The organism is Sporichthya brevicatena (assembly GCF_039525035.1).
Classification (GTDB): Bacteria; Actinomycetota; Actinomycetes; order Sporichthyales; family Sporichthyaceae; genus Sporichthya; species Sporichthya brevicatena.
Genome location: NZ_BAAAHE010000008.1, coordinates 275165 through 297530 on the forward strand (window position 1 = coordinate 275165; position 22366 = coordinate 297530).

Annotated in this window: 22 protein-coding genes; 17 read left to right on the forward strand and 5 right to left on the reverse strand. The window is 66.5% G+C overall.

Annotated features, from left to right (window positions below):
- Window positions 1–119 precede the first annotated feature (119 nt).
- The 6 genes from ABD401_RS06525 to ABD401_RS06550 are packed head-to-tail and all read left to right on the forward strand — an operon-like array spanning window position 120 to window position 5492.
- The gene (locus tag ABD401_RS06525) at window positions 120–1358 is read left to right on the forward strand and encodes a CaiB/BaiF CoA transferase family protein (RefSeq protein WP_344602829.1); all 1239 of its coding nucleotides are present in this window, start codon (window positions 120–122) and stop codon (window positions 1356–1358) included.
- Window positions 1355–2503 carry an acyl-CoA dehydrogenase family protein gene (locus ABD401_RS06530; protein WP_344602831.1) on the forward strand — a complete coding sequence of 383 codons (1149 nt, stop codon included), beginning with the start codon at window positions 1355–1357 and terminating at the stop codon, window positions 2501–2503. Before ABD401_RS06525 ends, ABD401_RS06530 begins: the two co-directional genes overlap by 4 nt.
- 50 nt (window positions 2504–2553) lie before the next feature.
- Complete coding sequence (locus ABD401_RS06535) at window positions 2554–3840, forward strand: acyl-CoA dehydrogenase family protein (protein ID WP_344602833.1); 1287 nt, start codon at window positions 2554–2556, stop codon at window positions 3838–3840.
- Window positions 3837–4316: an FAS1-like dehydratase domain-containing protein gene (locus ABD401_RS06540; protein ID WP_344602835.1), complete on the forward strand. Its 480-nt coding sequence runs from the start codon at window positions 3837–3839 to the stop codon at window positions 4314–4316. Before ABD401_RS06535 ends, ABD401_RS06540 begins: the two co-directional genes overlap by 4 nt.
- Window positions 4313–4732 carry a MaoC/PaaZ C-terminal domain-containing protein gene (locus tag ABD401_RS06545; RefSeq protein ID WP_344602836.1) on the forward strand — a complete coding sequence of 140 codons (420 nt, stop codon included), beginning with the start codon at window positions 4313–4315 and terminating at the stop codon, window positions 4730–4732. Before ABD401_RS06540 ends, ABD401_RS06545 begins: the two co-directional genes overlap by 4 nt.
- Window positions 4707–5492, forward strand: a complete 786-nt coding sequence (locus ABD401_RS06550; protein ID WP_344602837.1) for an SDR family NAD(P)-dependent oxidoreductase — start codon at window positions 4707–4709, stop codon at window positions 5490–5492. Before ABD401_RS06545 ends, ABD401_RS06550 begins: the two co-directional genes overlap by 26 nt.
- A 19-nt stretch (window positions 5493–5511) precedes the next feature.
- Here ABD401_RS06550 and ABD401_RS06555 read toward each other — a convergent pair whose 3' ends face one another.
- From ABD401_RS06555 to ABD401_RS06565, 3 genes are read right to left on the reverse strand one after another with little or no spacing between them, the layout of a single operon-like run.
- A complete protein-coding gene (locus tag ABD401_RS06555) occupies window positions 5512–5802 on the reverse strand; it encodes a cytochrome C oxidase subunit IV family protein (RefSeq protein WP_344602839.1) in 291 nt (96 codons plus the stop codon).
- A 17-nt stretch (window positions 5803–5819) separates the two neighbouring features.
- Window positions 5820–6425, reverse strand: coding sequence for a cytochrome c oxidase subunit 3 (locus tag ABD401_RS06560; RefSeq protein WP_344602841.1), 606 nt, complete (start codon window positions 6423–6425; stop codon window positions 5820–5822).
- 10 nt (window positions 6426–6435) lie between these two features.
- On the reverse strand, window positions 6436–7548 hold the full coding sequence (locus tag ABD401_RS06565) for an acyl-CoA dehydrogenase family protein (protein WP_344602843.1): 1113 nt from the start codon (window positions 7546–7548) through the stop codon (window positions 6436–6438).
- A 104-nt stretch (window positions 7549–7652) separates the two neighbouring features.
- On the opposite strand from ABD401_RS06565, the gene ABD401_RS06570 reads away from it, so the two are divergent.
- The 10 genes from ABD401_RS06570 (at window position 7653) to ABD401_RS06615 (ending at window position 19650) form a co-directional block, all read left to right on the forward strand.
- Window positions 7653–8099, forward strand: coding sequence for a nuclear transport factor 2 family protein (locus ABD401_RS06570; RefSeq protein WP_344602845.1), 447 nt, complete (start codon window positions 7653–7655; stop codon window positions 8097–8099).
- Window positions 8096–9331 carry a cytochrome P450 gene (locus ABD401_RS06575; protein ID WP_344602847.1) on the forward strand — a complete coding sequence of 412 codons (1236 nt, stop codon included), beginning with the start codon at window positions 8096–8098 and terminating at the stop codon, window positions 9329–9331. Before ABD401_RS06570 ends, ABD401_RS06575 begins: the two co-directional genes overlap by 4 nt.
- On the forward strand, window positions 9328–11421 hold the full coding sequence (locus ABD401_RS06580) for an acetate--CoA ligase family protein (RefSeq protein ID WP_344602849.1): 2094 nt from the start codon (window positions 9328–9330) through the stop codon (window positions 11419–11421). The genes ABD401_RS06575 and ABD401_RS06580 overlap by 4 nt, the downstream gene beginning before the upstream one ends.
- A 94-nt stretch (window positions 11422–11515) precedes the next feature.
- Window positions 11516–12697, forward strand: coding sequence for an amidohydrolase family protein (locus ABD401_RS06585; protein ID WP_344602851.1), 1182 nt, complete (start codon window positions 11516–11518; stop codon window positions 12695–12697).
- Window positions 12698–12701: 4 nt separating this feature from the next.
- The gene (locus ABD401_RS06590; protein ID WP_344602853.1) at window positions 12702–13499 is read left to right on the forward strand and encodes an SDR family oxidoreductase; all 798 of its coding nucleotides are present in this window, start codon (window positions 12702–12704) and stop codon (window positions 13497–13499) included.
- 17 nt (window positions 13500–13516) lie between these two features.
- The gene (locus ABD401_RS06595) at window positions 13517–14935 is read left to right on the forward strand and encodes an aldehyde dehydrogenase family protein (RefSeq protein WP_344602855.1); all 1419 of its coding nucleotides are present in this window, start codon (window positions 13517–13519) and stop codon (window positions 14933–14935) included.
- Between the two features lie 59 nt (window positions 14936–14994).
- On the forward strand, window positions 14995–16161 hold the full coding sequence (locus ABD401_RS06600) for an acyl-CoA dehydrogenase family protein (RefSeq protein WP_344602857.1): 1167 nt from the start codon (window positions 14995–14997) through the stop codon (window positions 16159–16161).
- A gap of 45 nt (window positions 16162–16206) precedes the next feature.
- Window positions 16207–17859 (forward strand): AMP-binding protein, encoded by a 1653-nt coding sequence (locus ABD401_RS06605; RefSeq protein WP_344602859.1) that lies wholly within the window; start codon window positions 16207–16209, stop codon window positions 17857–17859.
- Between the two features lie 112 nt (window positions 17860–17971).
- Window positions 17972–19192, forward strand: coding sequence for a cytochrome P450 (locus ABD401_RS06610; RefSeq protein ID WP_344602861.1), 1221 nt, complete (start codon window positions 17972–17974; stop codon window positions 19190–19192).
- Between the two features lie 26 nt (window positions 19193–19218).
- Window positions 19219–19650: an SRPBCC family protein gene (locus ABD401_RS06615; protein ID WP_344602863.1), complete on the forward strand. Its 432-nt coding sequence runs from the start codon at window positions 19219–19221 to the stop codon at window positions 19648–19650.
- 57 nt (window positions 19651–19707) lie between these two features.
- On the opposite strand, the gene ABD401_RS06620 is transcribed toward ABD401_RS06615, so the two are convergent.
- Together ABD401_RS06620 and ABD401_RS06625 are read right to left on the reverse strand one after the other, a co-directional pair.
- The gene (locus ABD401_RS06620) at window positions 19708–20946 is read right to left on the reverse strand and encodes an NAD(P)/FAD-dependent oxidoreductase (RefSeq protein WP_344602865.1); all 1239 of its coding nucleotides are present in this window, start codon (window positions 20944–20946) and stop codon (window positions 19708–19710) included.
- Between the two features lie 34 nt (window positions 20947–20980).
- On the reverse strand, window positions 20981–21304 hold the full coding sequence (locus ABD401_RS06625; RefSeq protein ID WP_344602867.1) for a 2Fe-2S iron-sulfur cluster-binding protein: 324 nt from the start codon (window positions 21302–21304) through the stop codon (window positions 20981–20983).
- Window positions 21305–21440: 136 nt separating this feature from the next.
- Here ABD401_RS06625 and ABD401_RS06630 point away from each other — a divergent pair, with 136 nt between their 5' ends.
- The gene (locus tag ABD401_RS06630) at window positions 21441–22340 is read left to right on the forward strand and encodes an SDR family NAD(P)-dependent oxidoreductase (protein WP_344602869.1); all 900 of its coding nucleotides are present in this window, start codon (window positions 21441–21443) and stop codon (window positions 22338–22340) included.
- Window positions 22341–22366 lie beyond the last annotated feature (26 nt).

The window sequence follows — 22366 nt, forward strand, 5'->3', positions numbered from 1 at the left end:
CGCCGTCGACTTGGCGAACCTTTTGTCGGCGCGCTTGCGCGAGCTCCCAAAATCTGTGTTTGATTAGATAACTGGCGGTGCCGCGTCGGCATCGCCCGGGAACGCAGAGGTGGAGCGTCATGATCCAGCTGTTGGAGGGCGTTCGTGTCCTCGAGTGCGCAGTTCTCCCGACCGGTGATCAGACCAGCCGTCTGCTAGGAGACCTGGGCGCCGACGTGATCAAGATCGAACGGCCGGGCGAGGGTGACTACCTCCGCGAGCTGGGTGACCGCATCACGCCCAAGAACAGCATCTTCCACATGCTCTGCAACCGGAACAAACGCAGCGTGGAGTTGAACCTTCGGTCGGAGGAGGGAAGGAGCATCTTCTTCCGCCTCCTGGAAACCGCAGACATCTTCGTCGACGGATTCGCCGGCGACGCGTGCGACGAGCTCGGTGTCGGCTACGCGGCGCAACGTGCCGTCAAGCCGGACATCGTTTACTGCAAGGCCAGCGGATTTGGCGGCCACGGCCCGTACAGCCAGATCCCCGTTCACGGCTACATGATGGGTTCGGTGGCCGGCCAGGATCAGTACGTGGTGGACGACGCCGGTGTCGTACGACCGGTGCTCAACCCGGAAGGCCTGTACTTCTCCGGCTCTGTCGACGGACCCCTCTCCACTGCGCTGTACGGCGCCCTCACCGCCGTTGCTGCGCTGCGTCGACGGGACGTGACCGGGGAGGGTGCGTACATCGACGCGGCCGGCTCGGACGCTCTCCTGGCCAACCAGTGTCTCGATGCCGTCATGGCGTGGAATGCCGAACGCATCACTGACCGGCGGAACCCGCCGCCTCCGGTGGGGCTCGACCCCCGTCGCCGCCCGAAGTACACCTGGTACCGCACGAAGGACGACAAGGTGGTCCTGCTGGCCGCGATCGAGCACAAGTTCTGGGAAAACTTCTGTCGCGTCGTCGGCCGGGAGGATCTCCTCGTCGCCCAGGACCGCACGTTCGCCGTCGATTTCGCGGACGGGGGTAAGGCAGATCTGCTCGACGAACTGATCGGGGTGTTCGCGGAGCGAACCTTGGCCGAGTGGATGGACGTGGCCCGTTCGCACGACATTCCGATCGCTCCGGGAAACTCCAAGGCCGAAGCGTTGCACGATCCGCATCTTCGGGACCGCGAAATTGTCCACGAGTCGGTGCACCCGGTGGCGGGACCATTCACGGCGGTGGGGTGGCCGGCACCCGTCGCGGGTCAACCCTTCGACGTCGCCCGCCATGCCCCGGCCCTGGGGGAGCACACTGAGGAGGTATTGGCGGAGCTGGGGTTCGGGCCGGCGGAGATCGCCGCGCTTCGCGAGCGGGGGACTGCATGAGACGCACCCTGTTCGAACCCGAGCACGAGCAGTTCCGGGACAGCTTCCGTCGTTTTCTCGACAAGGAGGTCGTGCCACACCACCTGGACTGGGAACGCGCGGGGATCGTCCCCCGCGAACTGTTCACGGCGGCGGGCGCTCACGGCTTCCTCGGAATCAGCCTGCCGGAGGAGTTCGGCGGTGGCGGCGTGGACGACTTCCGCTTCAACTACGTCATGCACGAGGAGGTGCAGGCGGCGGGGGTCAACGCCTCCGGCTTGGGCCTGCACCTGCACAACGACACGACGTTGGCCTACCTCCAACAGTTGGCCACGCCTGAACAAGCCCGCCGGTGGTTTCCCGGACTGATCAGCGGTGACATCATCACCGCGATCGCGATGACCGAGCCGGGCACTGGCTCCGACCTCGCCGCGGTCCGCACCGCGGCTGTGCGCGACGGGGACCACTACGTGGTGAACGGGTCGAAGACCTTCATCACCAACGGCATTAACGCGGATCTCGTCATCGTGGTGGTGTCCACCGCGCCGGCGGCCGGAGCCCGTGGTCTGAGTCTCCTCGCCGTGGAGCGGGACACCCCGGGATTCGACCGCGGGCGAAATCTGGAAAAGATCGGTACCCACGCGCAAGACACGGCGGAGCTGTTCTTCAACGACGCTCGGGTCCCGGTCGAGAACCTCCTCGGCGAGGAAGGAAAAGCCTTCGGCTACCTCGCGCGCAACCTCGCTCAGGAGCGGCTGTCCATCGCCACCATCGCCGTGGCCGCCGGACGAGCCGCGCTGGAACAGACGCTGTCCTACGTGCGCGAGCGTACCGCGTTCGGGAAGCCGATCGGATCGTTCCAGAACACTCGATTCGTGCTGGCGCAACTGGCATCGGAGCTGCATGTCGCGCAGACGTTTGTCGATGCGGCTGTCGTCGCGCACCTGGACGGAGAGCTCACGGCCGAGGAGGCCGCGATGGCGAAGCTCTGGTGCACCGATCTGCAGGTGCGCGTGATGGATGAGTGCCTGCAGCTCCATGGTGGCTACGGCTACATGACCGAGTACCCCATCGCTCGTGCCTTCGTCGATGCTCGGGTTCAACGCATCTACGGCGGGACGAACGAAATCATGAAGGAGATCATCGGCCGGTCGTTGGGCCTGTGAGCATCTTCCGTCTCTCGAACGACTGCGAACCTGGATCCCCCGGAGACCCGATGACCGACGCTTCGTCCTGGCCCCGCGGCACGTCCCTCGACACCCTTCGTGCTGAGCTACGGGAGTGGATCAGGCTGAACGCCCCGGAAGGGCTGGCCGCCGTCATCGACTGGAACGCGCGGGTCGACCTACCGGGCTCGGTGGGGAGCCGAGTGTCGGAAGAGACGTACGCGCAGGCGCAGCGCAGTCCCGAGTTTCTCGCCTGGGAGCGGTGCTGCCTCCAGGCGCGTCTGGTCTGTCCTGCGTGGCCGGTCGAGTTCGGCGGTCGTGGGTGGGAAGCGCCCGAAATGACGGTGCTCGACGAAGAATTCTTCCGTGCCGGAGTTCCGCGCATCGACCGTGTCCAGGGTGAGTCCATGGTCGGCCCGTCGCTGATCCTGCACGGCACCGAGGATCAGAAGGCGCGCCTCCTGCCCAGCATTCGTTCCGGTGAGCACCGCTACTGCCAGGGGTTCTCGGAACCGGGTGCAGGTTCAGACCTCGCCTCTGCCCGGACACGCGGCGTCGTCGACGGCGACGACCTGGTGATCACGGGCCAGAAGGTGTGGACGAGTCGGTTCGCGACCGCGAACATGATTTTCGTCCTCTGTCGGACGGACCCCGACGCTCAGAAGCACCGCGGTCTGACCTATGTCATCCTGCCGTTCACGCCCGGCGAGAACGGCATCGACGTCCGCCCCATTCGGCAGATCACCGGCGGGCACGAGTTCGCAGAGGTCTTCTTCGACGAGACGCGAGCACCGCTCGACAACGTCATCGGCGGACTCGGCAACGGGTGGAAGGTCGTCCAATCGGTCCTGCGCTTCGAACGCGCCGCGGCCGGCCGCGCCACCACGATGCTGCTCCAGGCCCGCGAACGGGAACTCTCCGAGTTGGCGGCCCTGGCGACCTCCTCCGGTCGCCATCTCGATCCGGTCGTACGTCAGGAGATGGCCTGGGCGCACAGCCAGGTCGCGATCCTGCGCGCATCGTGGCACCGGACCGTGGCGGAGGTCGCCGCGGGACGCGAGCCCGGCCCGCAACTCTCGATCTGGAAGCTCCAGTGGAGCGAACTCCACCTGCGCCTGGCGGCGTTGGGGATGGAGTTGGCGGGGGTGAACGGGGTCGTCCGTCCCGAGGGAGACGGCTACCACCTGTCCCGCTGGCAGGACGCGTTCCTCGTCGCGCAGTCGGGAACGATCTACGCGGGAACGAGCGACGTCCAGCGAAACATCCTGGGGGAGAGCGTCCTCGGCCTTCCGCGAGAACCCAAGCCCGAGCAGTCCAAGGAGAACGTACGCGCATGAGTTTCCAGTTCCCCGTGGAAGCCGGAGCGATCATGATGTTCGCTCGTGCTCTGGGTGACGACGACCCGCGTTGGTACGACGAATCCTCCCCGGCCGCCAAAGCGCACGGCGGAATCCAGGCGCCTCCGACCTTCGTCAACAGCGCGGCGCATTTCGATCCCGACTGGCCCTACCGCCCACGCCCGGGCCGTCCGTGGTTCGGCTCCGGCGCCGGCCCGGGAGCGCCGTCGCCCACGGTGGCGGGCGGGGGCACCAGCATGCAGGCGGAGCAGCACTATGAGTACTTCACGCCTGTCCGTCCGGGCGATGTGCTGACGGTTGAGCGGTCTCCTGGGCGCACGTGGGAGAAGGAGAGCAAGCGCTCCGGGACGTTGCGCTTCGAGGAAGAGATCACGCGGTACACGAATCAGCGCGGCGAACTCGCCGTGGTCGCCACGCGGGTCCGAGTGATCACCGGCGGAGGTGAGCCGGCATGAGAGTGCATGACCTGGCGGTCGGCGATTCGCGCACCCAGGTGTTGGTCGAAGACCTGAGTCGAACACAGATCGTCATGTACGCGGGTGCATCCGGCGACTTCAACCCGATGCACTCCGACGAGGTCTTCGCCGTCCAGACGGCGGGACTTCAGACGGTGATGGCACATGGCCAGTTCACGATGGGGGCGTCGGCTCGGGTCATCACCGGTTGGTTGGAGACTGCGGACCTGACCGCCTTCGGCATGCGTTTCCGTCGGCAGGTCTGGCCCGGTGCCACGCTGACCGCGACAGCGACGGTGACGTCCGTGGAGCACGACGGCGACGGTGGAGCGCGTGCCGAGTTGAGCATCGTGACGGTGGACCAGACAGGTTCCGAGGTGGTGACCGGCTATGCCCGAGTCCGAGAAGGCAGCTGAACGGCAGGACTCGTCGAGTTCGCGCCGGCATGCATTCGTCGCCGGTGGGAGCGGCGGGATCGGAGCAGCCATCTGCGTGGCGCTCGCCGACGAGGGCTTCGACGTCACCTTGACATACCGCGCCAACGCTGAGTCGGCTGCCATGACGGCGAGGGCGGTTCGCCAGCGTGGAGTCAACGCGGCGATCACCCAGGTGGATCTGACCGACGCCGCCGCGGTTCGACAAACGGTCGAGGCACAGGACCGCCTCGACTCCGTCGTCTACGCGGCAGGCCCGTCGATCCCGATGCGGTACGTCGGAGACATCGACCCGGAGACGTTCGCGGACCAGCTGGGCCGGGACGCTGCCGCCGCGTTCAATCTTCTGCAGCCCGCCCTTCCGAAGCTCCGAACGAGCCGAGGCACGGTCGTGTGCCTGGTGACCACCGTCCTGCGGCGTTGGGCAGCCCGCGACCTGCTATCCGCCGCCCCCAAGGGAGCCGTCGAGCAGGTCGCTCGCGCGATCGCTGCGGAGGAAGGCAAGCGAGGTGTGCGGGCCAACTGTGTCGGAGTTGGTGTGATCGAGGCCGGTATCTGGGACGACCTCGTCGCTTCGGGGGAGTACAACGATCACGCCGTGGACGCCGCGCGTCGCGCCATCGCCATGCGGCGTTTCGGGACGGCGGAGGAGGTCGCGGCTGTGGTGGCTTTCCTCGCGGGTCCGCGGTCGTCGTACGTCACGGGTCAGACCCTCGCCGTCGACGGGGGCTTCTCGATCTGAACGCGAGCGACGAACAACGTCACGCGAGCAGGTAGACCGCCATCAGCAGGGTGAACAGGCCCAGGCAGTACGTCCCGATCGTGATGCGCAGCCAGTGCGGAGCACGGTCGATCTCCATGAAGCGCCACGCGACCAGCCAGACCTTGGCCACGCCGATGCCGATCACGAGGGCGGCAACTACGCGGGTGCTGTCGATCGCCTGCTCAGCACCGATTGCGTAGGAGGACAGGGTCGCCCCGACCAGGATCGCCCAGGCGGCGAGGGTCCGTCGGTCCTCCTCGAGCGGGCTGGACCCGGTGCGCACATCCATCTTGTCGCCTCCGAAGGTCAGGCCATGAGGTAGAGCAGAGCGAACAGCATGATCCACAGCAGGTCGACCAGGTGCCAGAAGACCGCAATTCCGGCGATCGCGGCTTCGTGTCGCGCCGCGGTCGGACTGCCGTTCGATGGGCGGCACAGCGCCACGGCGACGCCCAAGGCAGCCATGCCGATCAGCACATGCCCAAGGTGAAGTCCCGTCAGGAAGTAGTAGTACACGAAGAACTCGTTGCTTCCGGCGGTATGACCCTCGCGTACGAGTCCGGTGTACTCCAGCGCTTTCACGGCTGTGAAGAGCGCTCCGCAAACGATCGCCCCTCCGAAGAGCCGCCAGGACCGCGCGTCGTCAAGTCGAGCCAGGCGCAGACCTCGCGCGACCAGCAACGAACTGGTCAGAAGGACGAATGCATTGAGGACGGCGTAATCCTGATGCAATTCGGCCTGGCCGGCCGCGAACAACTCGGTGTTCTCGCCGCGGAACCAGACGACCAGCGTGAAGAACAGTCCGAAGGCAGCGAGTTCTCCCAGGATGAGTACCCAGAGTCCGGTCTCGCCGGGAACTACTCGACGCTCCTCGGCGGTGGTCAGATCGGACGGCGAGATCGACGACTGCAAGACGACCCTTTCAGAGGAACGTGGACGCCAGAACTTCCCGATGGACCGACGGACTCCCGAGCAGTTGCTCGGAGCTCTTGGCGCGCTTCAGGAACAGGTGGGCGTCGTGCTCCCAGGTGAAGCCGATGCCGCCGTGGACAGCGACGTTGGCCGCGGCCACCCGCGAGAAGGCTTCTGAGCACTGCGCCCTGGCCAGCGCGGCCTCTGCAGTGAAGTCGCTGTCGTTCGCCAGCGCAGTCAGGGCGAGAAGCACCGCGGAGCGCGAAGCCTCGACATCGACGAGCATGTCGACGCAGCGATGCTTGACGGCCTGGAACGAGCCGATCGGCCGTCCGAACTGCTCGCGGATCTTCGCGTACTCCACCGCCATCTCCAGACATCTCGCGGAGCCCCCCAGTTGTTCGGCGGCGAGCAGGATCGCTCCGACGGAGAGAACGCGGGAGAGCGTGTCCGCGCCTTCGCCGGGGCGGCCGATCCTGCTCGCGGGCGCTGCCTCGAAGTCGATCTGCGTCAGTGGGCGCGTGAGGTCCAGCGTCGGCATTGCGGTCCGGGTGACGCCCGGGGAGGTGCTCTCGACCGCGAACAGCGTCGTGCCGCCGGTCGTCGGGTCGGCGGCACTCGTGATGATGACGTCGCTCTCGAGGCCGCCGACGACGAATGTCTTGGTGCCGTGGAGCACGGGTCCGTCGTTGCCGTCGACAGCGCGGGTGCAGGGGTCGGCGCCGTTCCAGGAGCTGCCGGGTTCGGCGAAGGCAAGGCATCCGCGCAGTTCGCCCGTGGCAATACGAGGCAGATAACGGGTGCAACTGCTGCTGTCGGCCGACTGCAGCAGAGCTGACGCGGCGAGTCCGGCGGAGGCGAGGTAGGGACCGTTGTACAGACCTCGTCCAAGCTCTTCCATCACGAGGCCGAGCTCAACCGGCCCGAAGCCCATCCCGCCGTACTCCTCCGGGATCGCCAATGCCGGCAGTTCGAGCTCCTTGCTCATTTGCTCCCAGACCGCAGGGTCGTAGGTGCCCCGTTCAGACCAGCGACGGACCTCCGAGAGTGGACTTCGCGCATCGAGAAAGGTGCGGACGAGCTGGACCAACTCGGCTCGTTCGGGCGAGACGATCTCGATCACGGGCTCCCCTTGTGCGTGGCCGGCGCGTTGACGCGCTTTCGAATTCTATGTAGAAATAGTACGGCCGCGCGGGTGTAGTGACAACGGCATGCGAAGGAGCTCAGGTGGCCGAGGATGCTGGCGGAAGCGCCGCCGATGTGGTTCGCAGGTTCACCGCTGCGATGCAAACAGGGGACATCGGCACGTGTTGCGCTCTGCTGACCGAGGACTCGGTCTTCTCGGAGGCTCCGAGCTTGCCGTTCGGGGGTGATTGGCACGGGAGCGGCGGGTTCCGGTCGTTCTTGTCGGCGGTGGCCACGCACTACCGCGTGCGTCTGACGGACCTCCGCATCGATCCGGCGGGCGGTCGCGTCCTTGTTCGCGTCAGCGGCACGATCTCGTCGCGCGCGACGGGCCGTTCGCTCCCGCTCGATGCCATCGACGTGTACGAGGTTCGAAAGGGGCGGATCGCGCGAGTGGACGTCTATTACAAGGACAGCGCTGCGGTGGCCGCGCTGTGTGAGCCGGTGGCCGGCGAGGAGTTCGCTGACACCGGAAAGGTGCTTCGATGACCAAGTCCTGTCCGGCCCGCGAGGTTCTGGGGCATGAGTACGACCACTACGACCCGACGTTCGCGCTCGATCCGCATCCGACCTACGCGGCACTTCGCGAGCAGTGTCCGGTCGCGCACGTGGACAACTACGGCGGGTTCTACGTTCTCTCGACCTTCGACGACATCGAGACGGTACTCATGGACGCGAAGGCGTTCTCGTCCTGGCCCGCTGACACTCCACCGACGCCTGGCCACAACCGCGCGTTGATCCCCTTGGAGGTCGATGCGCCGGATCACCGTCGGTACCGCATGATCATCGACCCGGTCTTCCGGCCCAAGGCCATCGAGCACATCGCAGACTCGGTTCGGCAATTCGCGGTCGAACTCGTCGACAACATGCTGGCCAAGCGTGAGTTCGACTTCATGAGCGAGTTCGCGGTGCCGTTTCCGAGCTCGGTCTTTCTCCGCCTGGTGGGTCTCGATTCGACCCCTCAGACTCGCGATCAACTGTGCGAGTGGGCGGGCACGATCCTTCACACCACGACTCACGGTGCACAGGCCGGCGACGCCCAGGCTCAGATCGCCGCTCGGATCGACGCCGGCAAGCAGTTGCACAATTTCTTGAAGGCCTTGCTGGCCGAGCGCCTGGAGAAGCCAGGCGACGACCTGATCTCCTTGTTGTTGGCCGCAGAGCTCCCGGGGCAGCGCAAGCTGGACCACAAGGAAATCCTGAACTTCGCCTACGTCCTGGTCCTGGCGGGGCTCGACACGGTCAGCACGGCGATCGGCTTCAGCTTCCTGCACCTGGCCCGGCGCCCGGACCTCCAGGACCGTCTGGCCGCTGACCCGTCACTGATCCCGAATGCGATCGAAGAGCTCCTTCGGTACGAGGCGATCGTGCACATGACGCGTACGGTCATGGAGCCGAAGGAGTTGCATGGCGTTCAGTTGGAGCCTGGCGATCGCGTGACGGTCCCGTTGGCTGCGGCTCACCGCGACCCGGCGGTGTTCGAGAATCCGGATGAGATCGTTCTGGACCGCGAGATTCCTCGGTCGATGATCTTCGGCGCCGGCAGTCACCGCTGCGTGGGTTCGCATCTCGCCCGGATGGAGTTGAACATCGCCTTCGAGGAGATCCTGCGCCGGATTCCGAGGTTCTCGCTCCCGCCGGACGCCGAGTTGCATGCGTACGGAGGCCAGACCCGAAGCCTCGAGAACCTGCCCTTCCGAACCTGGCGTGAGGAATCATGATTCGCCCACTGCGGCCTGAGGTCGCTCGTAAGTTCCTGGAACCGCAGTCCGTCGCGATCGTCGGCGTCTCCACGTCCAGTTCGCAGGCGTACAAGGCCGGTGGCCGCGCGGTGCTCGATCATCTCGGGGTCTACGGTTACGGCGGCAACGTGTACGTCGTTCACCCGACGGCGACGGAGGTGGACGGTCGTCCGGTCTTCCCGGCGTTGGCGAACCTCCCCGAGGTCCCTGATGTCGTGGTCCTCGCGGTTCCGGCCAAGAGCGCCCTGGGCGTGCTGGAGCAGTGTGCGCAGATCGGCGTGCGCCAGGTTCTCGTCCTGACGGCGGGATTCGGTGACATGGGAGCCGAAGGTCTTGCGCTGGAGCGGAATCTCCTCGAGTTCGCCGGTCAACACGAGATTGCGATCGTGGGTCCGAACAGCACGGGTCTGGTAAACGTCCGGACTGGGCTGGCGATGAGCATGACGTCAGTTCTGACGGAGGGTGAGCCCATCGCTGCCGGTGGGCTGGCGATGATCGCACAGAGCGGGGCGATCGGCAGCACCGTGGTCGAGCGGGCGCGGCTGGCCGGCGTGGGTATCTCCCACATCGTCAGCACCGGCAATCAGCGCGACATGGACATCCCCGACTTCGTGTCCTTCTTCGCCCGCAACGCGGATGTGGAGACAGTCGCGCTCTACGTCGAGTCCATTCGTGACGGTGCGCGGTTCGCTGCTGCCGTCGAGGAGCTGACCGCCGCCGGCAAACGGCTGGTGGCCTACCTCGGTGGACGCACGGACGCCGGCGAACAGGCGGCGGCCAGTCATACGGGCAAGATCGTCGGTCGCGGCGCGCTGGAACTCGCTCTGCTTCGAGCTCTCGGCGTCACGGTCGTCGACGACCCGGACGACCTATGGGTGCTGGGAACGGCGGAGGTTCCCACCGGATCGTTCCCGCGCCGGTGGGGCATGGTCGCGTACTCCGGCGGAATGGCGGTGCTCGCCACTGAGCAGCTTGCGGCCGCGGGGGTGACGTTCCCGAAGCTCTCGGACCAGACCCTGAGTCGCGTGCAGGAGCGGTCACCTCAGTTCGTGGCGGCGCACAACCCGCTCGACGTGGGCCCTGGATCGATGCCGCACGACTTTCGGGCCTATCTGTCTGCGGTCGCAGCCGACCCGGCGGTGGAGGCGATCTGCGTGCCGCTGCCGATGGGCGCCCGTGGCTGGAATCAGCAGAGCGTGGATGACGTCCTCACCGTGCGTAAGGAGTCCGGCAAGCCGTTCGTCGTTCTGTGGTACGGCGGCTTGGCGCTGCGACCGTACGTCGAACAGCTGCGTTCGCAAGGCGTGCTCGTCGCAGAGAAGCCCTCGGACCTCGGCCGTCTGGTATCCGCGATGCTCGGTCCTGAGCGTGAGCTGAGCTCCAGTCGTACGCCGTCGTTCGGCCCGTCGGAACCGGTCGATGCCGCACTCGGCGGCGCAGACGCGCTGCTCTCCCTCGAACGCGCCGGCCTCGACGTGGTCCCGATGCGGGTGTGCGTGGACGCCGAGGGCGCGATCAAGGCCGCCGCCGAGATCGGCTATCCCGTGGTCCTGAAGTCCGGCGCGGCCGAAGTCGCACACCGTCTGGAGTTGGGGCTCGTCCGTGTGGGACTGGCGAATGAAGCTGTGTTGACCGAGGCCTATTCGGAGATGGTCGCGCGAGCCACAGCGGCGGGCCTGCCAGGGGAGGGGCCATGGCTGGTTCAACAGATGGCTGCGGGGCGGGTTGAACTGGTGTTGACGGTACGCGACGCCGGGGAGTTGGGCGTCTTCGGCAGCGTCGGTCTGGGCGGCGCGGCTGTGGAGATTCTGCGGGACGTCGAGTCGGTCCCGCTGCCCTGCGACCTGTCCACGCTGGACCGAGCCCTTCGGCGGCTGCGGACGGCCGAACTGATGTTCGGCTACCGGGGGTCGGCCCCGGTGAGCACTGAGTGGGTACACCGCGCGCTGCACCGCCTCGCGGATGTGCTGCGGCGCGATGCTCTCGCGGAGATCGAGGTCAATCCCGCGCTCGTGGGACCGGACGGAGGCGTGATCGTGGACGCGCTTTCCGTCGCCCGCCGGCCTTGAACCCAGAACCTAATTCGACGTAGAGTTAGAAAACCAACGGACGTGCAGCGTGCCGCACGGCGCGCGGATCCTCAATTTTCGGAGCGGGACAACAATGAGCGTCGACGCCAAGCCTCCGGTCTTCGACTGCGACCAGCACTACTACGAACCTCTGGACGCGTTCACGCGGCACTGCCCGAAGGGGTGGGAGGAGCGGACCGTCCAGATCGCGCAGATCGGTAAGCGCACGCGCATGCTGGTCGGCGGGCGGTTGGACCGCACGGTGACGAACCCGACCTTCGACCCCATCGTGAAGCCCGGCGCCATGACCGACTACTTCCGGGGGAACAAGGCCGGGCGACCGCTGCAGGAGTACCTGGCCCAGCGGGAACCGCTCCCGGACTATTACCGCGACCGCGACGCTCGGCTGAAGAAGATGGACGAGCAGGAGATCGACCGGGTCTGGATGCTTCCGTCGCTCGGCATGGGAATCGAGGAGGGCCTCCAGTACGACGTGGAGGCAGCAGCGGTCGCCTTCAAGGCGTTCAACCGATTCCTGCTGGACGACTGGGGCTACAACTACCAGGACCGGATCTACACCGCGCCCTATCTCGCCTTCGGTGACGTCGACGCTGCCGTCGCCGAGGTGGAGCATGGCCTGGCGAACGGTGCTCGGATCTTCGTCGTGCGTCCGCAGGCCGTCTACACCAAGGACGGTTGGCAGAGTCCGGGCAGCGAGATCTTCGACCCGATCTGGGCCAGGATTCACGAGGCGGGGGTCACTCTCGTTCCTCACGTCGGCGAGATCGGTGGAGCCGGACTCGACAAGTACGTGGACCACCACGGGAACATCATCGGCGGCGTGGCACCGCCCCTGGAGGTGGCGGTGGGCCACGACCGGGCGATCGGGAACTATCTCGGCGCCCTGACCTGCGACCGCTTGTTCGAGCGATTCCCGGATCTCCACATCGCCTCGGTCGAGAACGGGGCGGAGTTCCTGCCGCTCCTGCTCAAGGGACTGAACCGTGCCAACTATCAGCGGCCCGGCTATTTCGCCTCCGACCCGGTCGAGCAGTTCAAGACCCACGTCTGGGTCTCGCCGTTCTGGGAGGACGACCTGCTGGAGGTCGTGGGTTACATGGGCGTCGATCAGGTCCTGTTCGGCTCCGACTACCCCCACCCCGAGGGCCTCGCGGAGCCGCGGCACTACGAGAAGCTTGCCGCTGAGCTGAACGACCCGGCCGCCGAGCGCAAGATCATGTGGGAGAACACCGCCATGCTGACGGGCCTGAGCTGAGTTCATGGAGCTGGCAGAGAAAGTTGTCGTCGTCACCGGCGGTGCGAAGGGGATGGGCGCCGCCATGTGCCGACGCTTCGCCGCCGCGGGCGCCCATGTGGTGGTCGCCGACATCGACGCGGCCGGCACTGCTGCTCTCGCTGACGAGGTGGCCGGGCTGGGTGTGGTCACGGATGTTCGCCGCGAGTCCGACATCGTCGAACTGGTTCGCGCGGCGACTGAGCGCTTCGGGCAGGTCGATGTCTTTGTCTCGAACGCCGGTGTTCTCTGGGGTGAGCCCCACGATGGAGTGACTCCGCTTCAGGAACGTGGGAATCCGTGGGCCTCAAACGCTGCCTGGCAAGAGGTCTGGGACGTGAACGTCATGGCCCAGGTGTACGCGGCGCGAGCCGTGTTGCCCCAGATGCTCGAACGCGGCGACGGCTATCTCGTGCAGAACGCCTCGGCCGGTGGGCTGCTCACCGCCATGGGGAACGCCCCCTACACGGTAAGCAAGCACGCCGCGGTGGGTCTCGTCGAGTGGCTCGCGATCCACTACGGCGACGCCGGTATCAAGGTGTCGTGCATCGTCGCCGAAGGCGTGCGGACAGACATGCTTCGAGGAGCCCAAGGCGAGTGGTTCGCCGTTGCCGGCGCGGTTGAGCCCGAAGAGGCGGCTGACTGCGTCGTGGACGGCATCCGCAAGGAGGAGTTCCTGATCCTCACCCATCCCAACGTCGTCAAGTACTTCCAGGGCAAGGCCGCTGACTACGACGGATGGCTGACCAGGATGAGACGACTGCACGCGAAGACGCCCCGGTGAGATCGGAAGGCGAACCGATGACGACGGTGCGAGGCCAACTGTTCATCGGCGGAGAATGGACAGACTCCGCCGGCGGAACCATCGAGGTTCTGGGAGCGGCTACCGGAGAGGTGATCGGGCGAGTGCCGGCGGGCACGCCGGCGGACGTGGACGCAGCGGTTGCCGCCGCCCGGGCGGCGTTCCCGAGCTGGCGCGCGACCCCGATGGGGGAGCGGCTGGAGCTCTTGCGGCAGGTCGAACTCGCCCTGTCCGCCCGCGCGGACGAGCTTGCCTCGCTGATCAGCGCAGAGGTCGGAACGCCCCTTCGGGTCTCTCGCATGCTGCAGGTTGAAGGGCCGCGTCGGGCGATCGAGAACTACCGCCGGCTTCTGCCGGAACTCCCGCTGGAGGAAAAAATCGGCCCCTCGGTCGTGATTCGTGAGCCGCTGGGTGTGGTCGCCTGCATAACGGCGTGGAACTACCCGCTTCAGCAGGTGGTCGGCAAGGCGGCTGGGGCATTGGCGGCAGGCTGCACGGTGGTCGTCAAGCCGTCCGAGGTCGCGCCGCTGAGCGCGTTCATCCTGGCCGATCTGATCGAGGAAGCCGGCTTTCCGCCCGGCGTTCTCAACCTGGTGAGCGGCGACCGGCGCTCCGGCGAGACCCTGGTAGCACACCCCGGCGTGGACATGGTCCACTTCACGGGCTCGACCACCGCGGGGCGCCACATCGGTGCCAGCGCAGCGCAGACCGTCAAGCGCACATCGCTCGAACTCGGGGGCAAGTCGCCGAACGTGATTCTCGACGACGCCGACCTCGACCTGGCCGTGAAGGTCGGTGTGGCCAACTGCTTCACCAACTCCGGGCAGACGTGCACCGCCTGGTCGCGCATGCTGGTGCACCGCTCGCAGTTGGCCCAGGTCGAGGCGCTGGTGGCGCAGAGAGTGGCTCGCTACCGATTGGGCGATCCGCTCGACCCCGACACCAACTTCGGACCCCTGGTCTCGGCGGAGCAGCAGAAGTCGGTCCGTGCGCACATTCGACGGGCAATGGCCGACGGCGCGCGGCTCGTGTGCGGCGGCCCGGAGCAGCCGCCCGAGACGCCGAGCGGCTACTTCGTCGCGCCGACCGTGTTCTCCGATGTCCGGGTGGACATGCGCCTCGCCCAGGAGGAGGTCTTCGGACCTGTTCTCGCGCTCATGCCGTACGACACCGAGGAGGAAGCGATCGAGATCGCCAACTCCACGATCTACGGCCTGGCCGGCGGGGTGTGGTCACGTGACACCACTCGCGCTGAGCGCGTCGCTCGGCGAATCCGCTCGGGGCAGATCGACATCAACGGATCCTTCTTCAACCCCCTGGCTCCGTTCGGTGGTCACAAGCAGTCCGGCATCGGTCGCGAGCTCGGAGTTCATGGACTGCTGGAGTTCTACGAGCTCACGTCGCTGCAGTACGCCTAGCCCGGAACTTCCGGTCCCGAACTCTCGTTGCTCACCCCGTAATCGAAGGAGACATGCCAGTGGATTTCGCGGAATCCGAGGACGTGCGACTCATCCGCGAGGCGATTCGGGACCTCTGTGGCAAGTTCGACGACGAGTACTGGGCCGAGAAGGACACGAAGCACGAGTTCCCCTGGGACTTCTACGAGGCGCTCGCCCAGGGTGGTTGGATCGGGATCGCGATCCCCGAGGAGTACGGCGGCGGTGGCCGAGGGCTGCTGGAGGCATCGATCATCCTGGAGGAGGTCGCTGCGTCGGGCGCGGCGATGAACGGCTGCAGCGCGATCCACCTGTCGATCTTCGGCATGCACCCGTTGGTCCTGCACGGGAGCGAGGAGATCAAGCAGCGCTACCTCCCTCGCGTCGCCGCGGGTGATCTGCACGTGGCCTTCGGGGTCACCGAACCGGACGCGGGCACCGAGACGCTCGCCATCAGGACCACGGCCGTGCTGGAGGGCGACCATTACCGCGTCCGCGGGCAGAAGGTGTGGACCTCCAAGGCGCTGGAGTCGGAGCGGGTTCTCCTTCTGGTCCGCACGACGCCCGCGGATCAGTGTGCTCGCCGTACTGACGGGCTGACGCTGCTGATGGTCGATCTGAAAGATCCCGGAGTCACGATTCGCCCGATTCCGAAGGCCGGCCGGAACGCCGTCGCTTCATGCGAGACGGTGTACGACGACGTGCTCGTCCATGTCTCGGACCGGGTGGGCGAGGAGGGCAAGGGCTTCTACTACCTGCTCGACGGACTCAACGCCGAGCGCATCCTCATCGCGAGCGAGGCGCTGGGAATCGGCCGAGCTGCTCTGCGTCGGGCGACCCAGTACGCGAAGGAACGCGTCGTCTACGCGCGCCCGATCGGTCAGAATCAGGGCGTCTCCTTCCCGCTCGCCGAGGCGTACTCGCGGCTGGCCGCCGCCGAACTGGTCACGCGCAAGGCCGGATGGATGATTGATCAAGGCCTGCCGGCCGGCGCCGACGCGAACATGGCAAAGTTCCTCGCGACCGACGCGGGATTCGCCGCCGCCGACGTGGCCATGCAGGTCCACGGCGGGTTCGGCTACGCGGAGGAGTACCACGTCGCGCGCTATTGGAGAGAAGCGCGGTTGATGAAGATCGCGCCGATTCCGCAGGAGCTGATCCTGGCCTACATCGCGCAGCACGTGATGGGTCTGCCGAAGACCTACTGAGCCACCACCCGCCCTCGTTCGACGACGTCACTGCCGGGAGCCCCTATGACACTCACCGACCCCGCCACGGTCAACGCTGCGACCGGCTCAGCCGGGACATCGAAGGGCCTTGTGCTCGGCGACTGGCTGCGCGCTGAGGCTGCGCTCGACCCCGATCGCAACTTCGTTCAGTGCGGCGGGCCGTGGATGACGTTGGGCGAGCTGGACCGTCGCAGCGACCAGCTCGCCGCCGGCCTGCAGGAACTCGGGGTGCGCCGCGGGGACCGGGTGGCGGTGAACCTGCCGAACCGCATCGAATACGTCGAACTCATGTTCGCGATCGCCAAGGCGGGTGCCATCCAGGTTCCGCTCAACACCTACCTGCGCGGTGACTTCCTGCGTCACCAGCTCCTGCAGACCGAACCGAAGGTCTACATCGGGGACTCCGCCGCGTTGAAGATGCTGAGCCCAGTGCTCCCGGAGACGCAGGGCATCGAGAAGCTCGTCCTGGTGGGCGACGCCGACGGCCAGCCGTTGGCTGACGCCCGACCCTTCAGCGCCCTGTACGCCTCGGTGGAACACCTGGCACCGGTCGACGTGGCTCCGCAGGACGTCTGCGCGATCATCTATACCTCCGGAACCACGGGGCCATCCAAGGGTTGCACCATCACGCACGGCTACTACTGCAACTTGATCCAGGTCTTCATCGACTACGGGTGGTACGAGCCGGGTGACATCGTTTTCGGTGCCAACCCCATGTTCCACTTCAGCGGGCAGACCTGGCTGGTTGTCGCCGCGCTTGCCGTCCGTGGCTCTGCGGTCGTTGAACCCTCCTTCAGCGCCTCGCAGTACATGGCTCGCATCCGCGAGACCGGGGCTACGGCCGCGATGGGCATGGGGGCGATGGGAATGGCGATCATGGCCACCCCGCCGAGCGATGAGGACCGGAACCACAAGCTTCGGCACATCACCTTCATGCCCAGCTCCCCTGCCTTCATCGAGCAGTTCGAGGCCCGCTTCGGTATCGCGCCCTTCGCCGAGGTGTTCGGGCAGTCGGAGTGCTGGCCGGCACTCCTGGGCGACCCGCGGGGGGAACGGCGCCCGGGAAGCATGGGGAAGCTGACCCCGGGACTGACAGTCAAGATCGTGGACGACGACGACGTCGAGGTGCCGGTCGGACAGCCCGGCGAGATCGTGATTCGTGCCGACGAGCCCTACCGTCTGTTCTCGGGCTACTGGAACGACGCAGAAGCCACGGTCGCGACGTTCCGCAACCTTTGGCACCACACCGGCGACAGCGGGCGTGTCGACGAGGACGGCTACTTCTGGTTCGTCGACCGCAAGAAGGACTCGCTGCGCCGCCGGGGGGAGAACGTGTCCTCGCTGGAACTCGAAGCTGCTCTCATGAAGCACCCCGGCTTCCAAGCGTTGGCGGTTCATGCGGTTCCGTCGGACCTGTCCGAGGACGACATCAAGGTCTGCGTTGTTCTGGCCGACGGCGCCCAGCAGCCGGAGCCGGGCGAACTGTTCGACTTCTTGAAGACGACCCTGCCGTACTACGCGGTTCCGCGTTACGTCGAGTTCCTCGATGCACTGCCGGCGAACGTCAACGGCCGAGTGCAGAAGTTCAAGTTGCGTGAACGTGGGGTGACGGACGAAACCATCGACTTCGAGAAGCTCGGTCTGACCATCCCGCGTAGCGAGCGCCGGGCTACCTGACGGCGCGTGGGGCAGTGTTTCCGGCCAATCGAAAAGTAGTCAGATTCTTGACGAGATTAGAAACTTGCGCGACGCTGAGCCGTCAGGGCGCGTGCGCGGGCAGGAGGACCACATGAGCAGCGGGACCGAGGCCGGTGGATTCATCGAGCCGTCCGAGTTCCACCTGTACGACCAGACGGTGAACGACGACTTCTGGCGTCAGGTCAACCACCTCCGCGAGACCTGCCCGGCCGGGTGGAGCAACGGACCGTGGAGCGAGTTCGACTCCGGGTTCTGGTTCTTCAACGATTTCGCGACCGTCCAGAAGGTTGCCACCAACTGGCGCGAGTTCAGCAGCGCCGAAGGCGCGGCGCCCATGCAGTTCGATCTCGACATCATGCGGATGATCCCGCTCGAGACGGACCCTCCGATGCACCGCGACATCCGGAAGGCGCTCAACCCCTTCTTCACGCCCACTGCGCTGAAGGAGCAAGAGCCCCGTTTGCATGCCATCGTCGACCGTCTCATGGAACGGTGCCTGACCAAGGCCGAAGGCGGCCAGGTGGACTTTGTCGCCGAGTTCACGCGGCGTCTGCCTCCGCTGATCTTCTTCGAAGCCTTTCTCGGCCAGCGCGAGGAGGAGATCGGCTGGATCCTGGAGGCGCTGGAGACTCTGCTCCTGCACCCCGAGCGCGCGTTGGAAGTTGCTCCCAAGCTGATGTTCTGGGAAGCCGAGATCATCGAGTCGCGCCGCGCGGAAGGGAAGCGGGACGACCTGATCGGTGTCATCGCGCACCTCGAGGTCGAGGGCGTCGAGCTCGACGAGCGGCAGCGGGTCGAAACGTTCAACCTCATGATCCTCGCGGGCATGGAGACCACCATGGGAGGCCTGGCGAGCGTTGCTTGGGAGTTGGCCTGCGTGCCTGACGTACGCCGCATGCTCGCGCGGGCCGACGAGAAGCTGCTCGACTCGGCCACGGACGAGTTCCTGCGCCATGCCAGCCCGGTCCCCGGTGCTGCGCGGACGGCACACGCCGACGTCGAGGTCGCCGGCTGCCCGGTGAAGTCGGGGGATCGGGTGCTCCTCAACTGGGCGAGCGCGAATCGTGACCCCAAGCAGTTCCCCGAGCCCGACGAGCTCATCTTCGACCGCAGCAACGCCGCGTCTCACGTCGCGTTCGGTGCCGGCATTCACCGCTGCCTCGGCAATCACCTGGCGCGCCGCGAGGTCAAGGCGATGATTCGCGCCGTGTGTTCCCTGTCCTCGTTCGAGGTCGAGCCGGGATTCGCCCCCCAGTTCCGGCCGTCGATGGCACGTGGACCCCTCTCGTTGCCCGTCACGATGGCGCGCTGACACAGCGAAAGAAGGGACCCCGACCCGTGAGCGACAAGGTCACAACCGTCGAGATCGCTGCCAGCCCGGAGGCCGTCCGGGCCGCCATCCTGGACCTCGAGGGTTACCCCACCTGGCAGCGCGAGATGAAGAAGGTCACCGTGCTGAAGCGGGACGACGCGGGTCGACCGAGGACGGTGGCGTTCGACATCGCAGTGGCTGGTCAGGCGGCGAACTACACGCTGGAGTTCAGCTATCCGGCCCCGGACACGATCAAGAGCACGCTGATCGATGGCTCCCTGATCACCAAGCAGGACCAGATTTATGTGCTGACCGACCTCGGTGGCAAGACGCGCTTGGAATACCAGCTCGACATCGACATCAAGTGGCCTGTCCCCGACTTCATGCTGACGGCCATCGTCAACAAGGGTGTCAAGACGAACGTCGCCGGCATCAAGAAGAACGCAGAGGCCCGCTGAGCCGCTCGGCGAACCACTCGCGATCCCGGCCGACCCGGGCACCCCGGTCGGTCGGGATCAGTGCTTCCTGGCGGCCACCTTCGGGTTGAACCCGTCCGCGCGCACCTCTGCGGGCGAGACCGTCTCCGCTGCCGAGATCAGGCGCCGGGCGGCCAGGTGGTCGCCGGGGGAGTTCACCGACTCGACCCCGATCAGGCGTTCGCCTGCGAAACAGTACGTCGAGAACCGCCGCGCCGCCACGTCGCCCTTGATGACCACCTCGGTGTGGCCGAGACTGAGCCCGGCGATCTGCAGCTTGATGTCGGCCTGATCGCTCCAGAACCAGGGCACCGCATCGTAGGGCGCGGGGTGACCGAGGATTGCGGCCGCGACCAGGCGGCCCTGGCTCACCGCGTTCTGGACCGATTCGAGGCGGATCCGAGCACCGCCGGCGTAGGGATTCGGGCAGGACACGCAGTCACCGATTGCGTAGATGTCGGGATCGCTCGTGCGGAGGTACTCGTCCACCGCGATGCCGTTGTCGATCTCGAGGCCAGCCTCGGCCGCCAGGTGAGTCTCCGGTGCCGCGCCGATACCGACGAGGACCAGCTGGGCGGGAATGCGTCCCCCGTCCGACGTCAGTACGGCCTCGACCGCGCCACCGCGACCGACCAGCTCGACGACGGTGGTGCCCAGTTCGATCGTGAGACCGCGTGAGCGATGCGCCTGGAGCAGGAACTCTGCCGTTCCGTTCGAGACGGCTCGACCCATCAGTCGTTCCGACACTTCCAACACCGTGGTGCGCTTGCCGAGCGCGGCCGCCGTCGCGGCGACTTCCAGACCGATGAAGCCTCCACCGACGATGACGATGTCGTCAGCCGTGTCCAGTCGCTTGAGCAGCGCGTCGGCATCGTCCAGTGACCGTAGGGAGAGAACCCCTTCCAGGCCGGCTCCAGGAACGTCGAGTGCCCGGTTGCGTGCGCCGAGGGCCAGGACCAGAACGTCGTAGTTGATGCGTTGCTCGCCGCAGTGAATCGTCCGCCCGGTGCGGTCGATCGCATCGATTGTCCGACCGAGGTGGAGCTCGACGTCGTTGTCCCGGTACCAGGCGTGGGGACGGAACCAGAGACTGTCGCGCGGCGCCGTGCGCGTCAGGTGACCCTTCGACAAGGGTGGCCGTTGATACGGCAGGTGCGACTCAGCGCCGACCAGGATCAGACGCCCGACAAATCCGTCCTGCCGCAGCGAGCTGGCCGCCTGGCAGCCGGCCTGTCCGGCACCGACGACGACCACGGTTCGTTCGATGCTTTCGCCCACCACACAGCTTCCTCTTCGATCGCGGTCGGGAGGGTCAGTACTGCTCGGCGGGAAGATGGATGACGATCCCGTCCAACTCGTCCGCCAGGGCGATCTGGCACGACAACCGACTGCACGGCGTTCGCTCCGCTGCGGTGTAGTCCAGCATCTCCTCCTCGTCCGGGCTGATCGGCGAGACCGCCTGGAGAAACTCCCCAGCGACGTAGACGTGGCAGGTCGCGCACGCGAGGGTGCCGCCGCACTCTGCCACCACTTCGGTGATCCCGTTCGCGACCGCGGCCTGCATGACGGAGGTGCCCGGCGCGACATCCACTGTGTGCTCGTCGCCGCTGGGCCGGACGAAGGTCACCTTGGGCACGGGGCCTCCACGGGAAGTGAGAGATCAGAACTCTGCATAGATTCTAACGAGAATTATGTACGGGTGTCCACCTCGGCCGACCCTTGTCCGGTCCTCTAATCAATGTTAGATTTGGTGGCAGAGAGAAGGAGGATGCATGGGATCTCTGGACGGCCGGGTGGCCATCGTCACCGGAGCGGGTCGCGGCATTGGTGCCGCGGTGGCGAAGCTCTATGGAGCGGAGGGGGCCGCGGTGATCGTCAACGACGTCGGGGCTTCCCTCAGCGGCCTCGGCGACTCGGACATGAGCGCCGGCGAGACGGTGGTCCGTGAGATCCGGGCCGCGGGCGGCGTCGCGGAGTTGAACGGCGCCGACGTGGGCGACCACGAAGCGGCCCGGGATCTCGTCGAGTCGACGATCGCGAACTACGGTCGCCTCGACGTGCTGGTCAACGTCGCCGGCATCCTGCGCGATCGGATGATCTTCAACATGTCCGAGGAGGAGTGGGACGCGGTCATCCGCGTGCACCTCAAGGGTCACTTCAACACGATCCGGCCCGCCGCGGCGTACTGGCGCTCGCTCGGTGACCCGAACGCCCAGCATCGGATCATCAACTACACCTCACGCGCAGGTCTGCACGGTGCGCCCGGTCAGCCGAACTACTCCGCGGCCAAGATGGGCATCGTCGGCCTGACCTACTCGTGCGCGGTCGCATTGAAGAAGTACGGAGTCACGACGAACGCGATCTCGCCCGCGGCCGCGACCCGGATGACCGACACGGCAAAGGTTTCCGGCGTGGACGGTCTGGCAGCGAACGAGCTCTCGCCGGAGAACATCGCTCCGGTGGCGGCCTGGTTGGCGTCTCCGGAGTCGGGCTGGTGCAACGGGCGCGTGATCCACGCCCGGGGCTTCGAGCTCTCGCTCTACAGCGACCCGGCCCCCCTGGTCACCGTCCGCGCCGAGGGCGACGCCTGGGACCTGGGCACGATCGGCAAGCAGCTGGAGCAGTCCTTCCGGCCGATCACCGACGCCGCCCCGCCGAACCCGTTCATCTGACTTCCGTGCGCCGTCGTCGTCGGTGA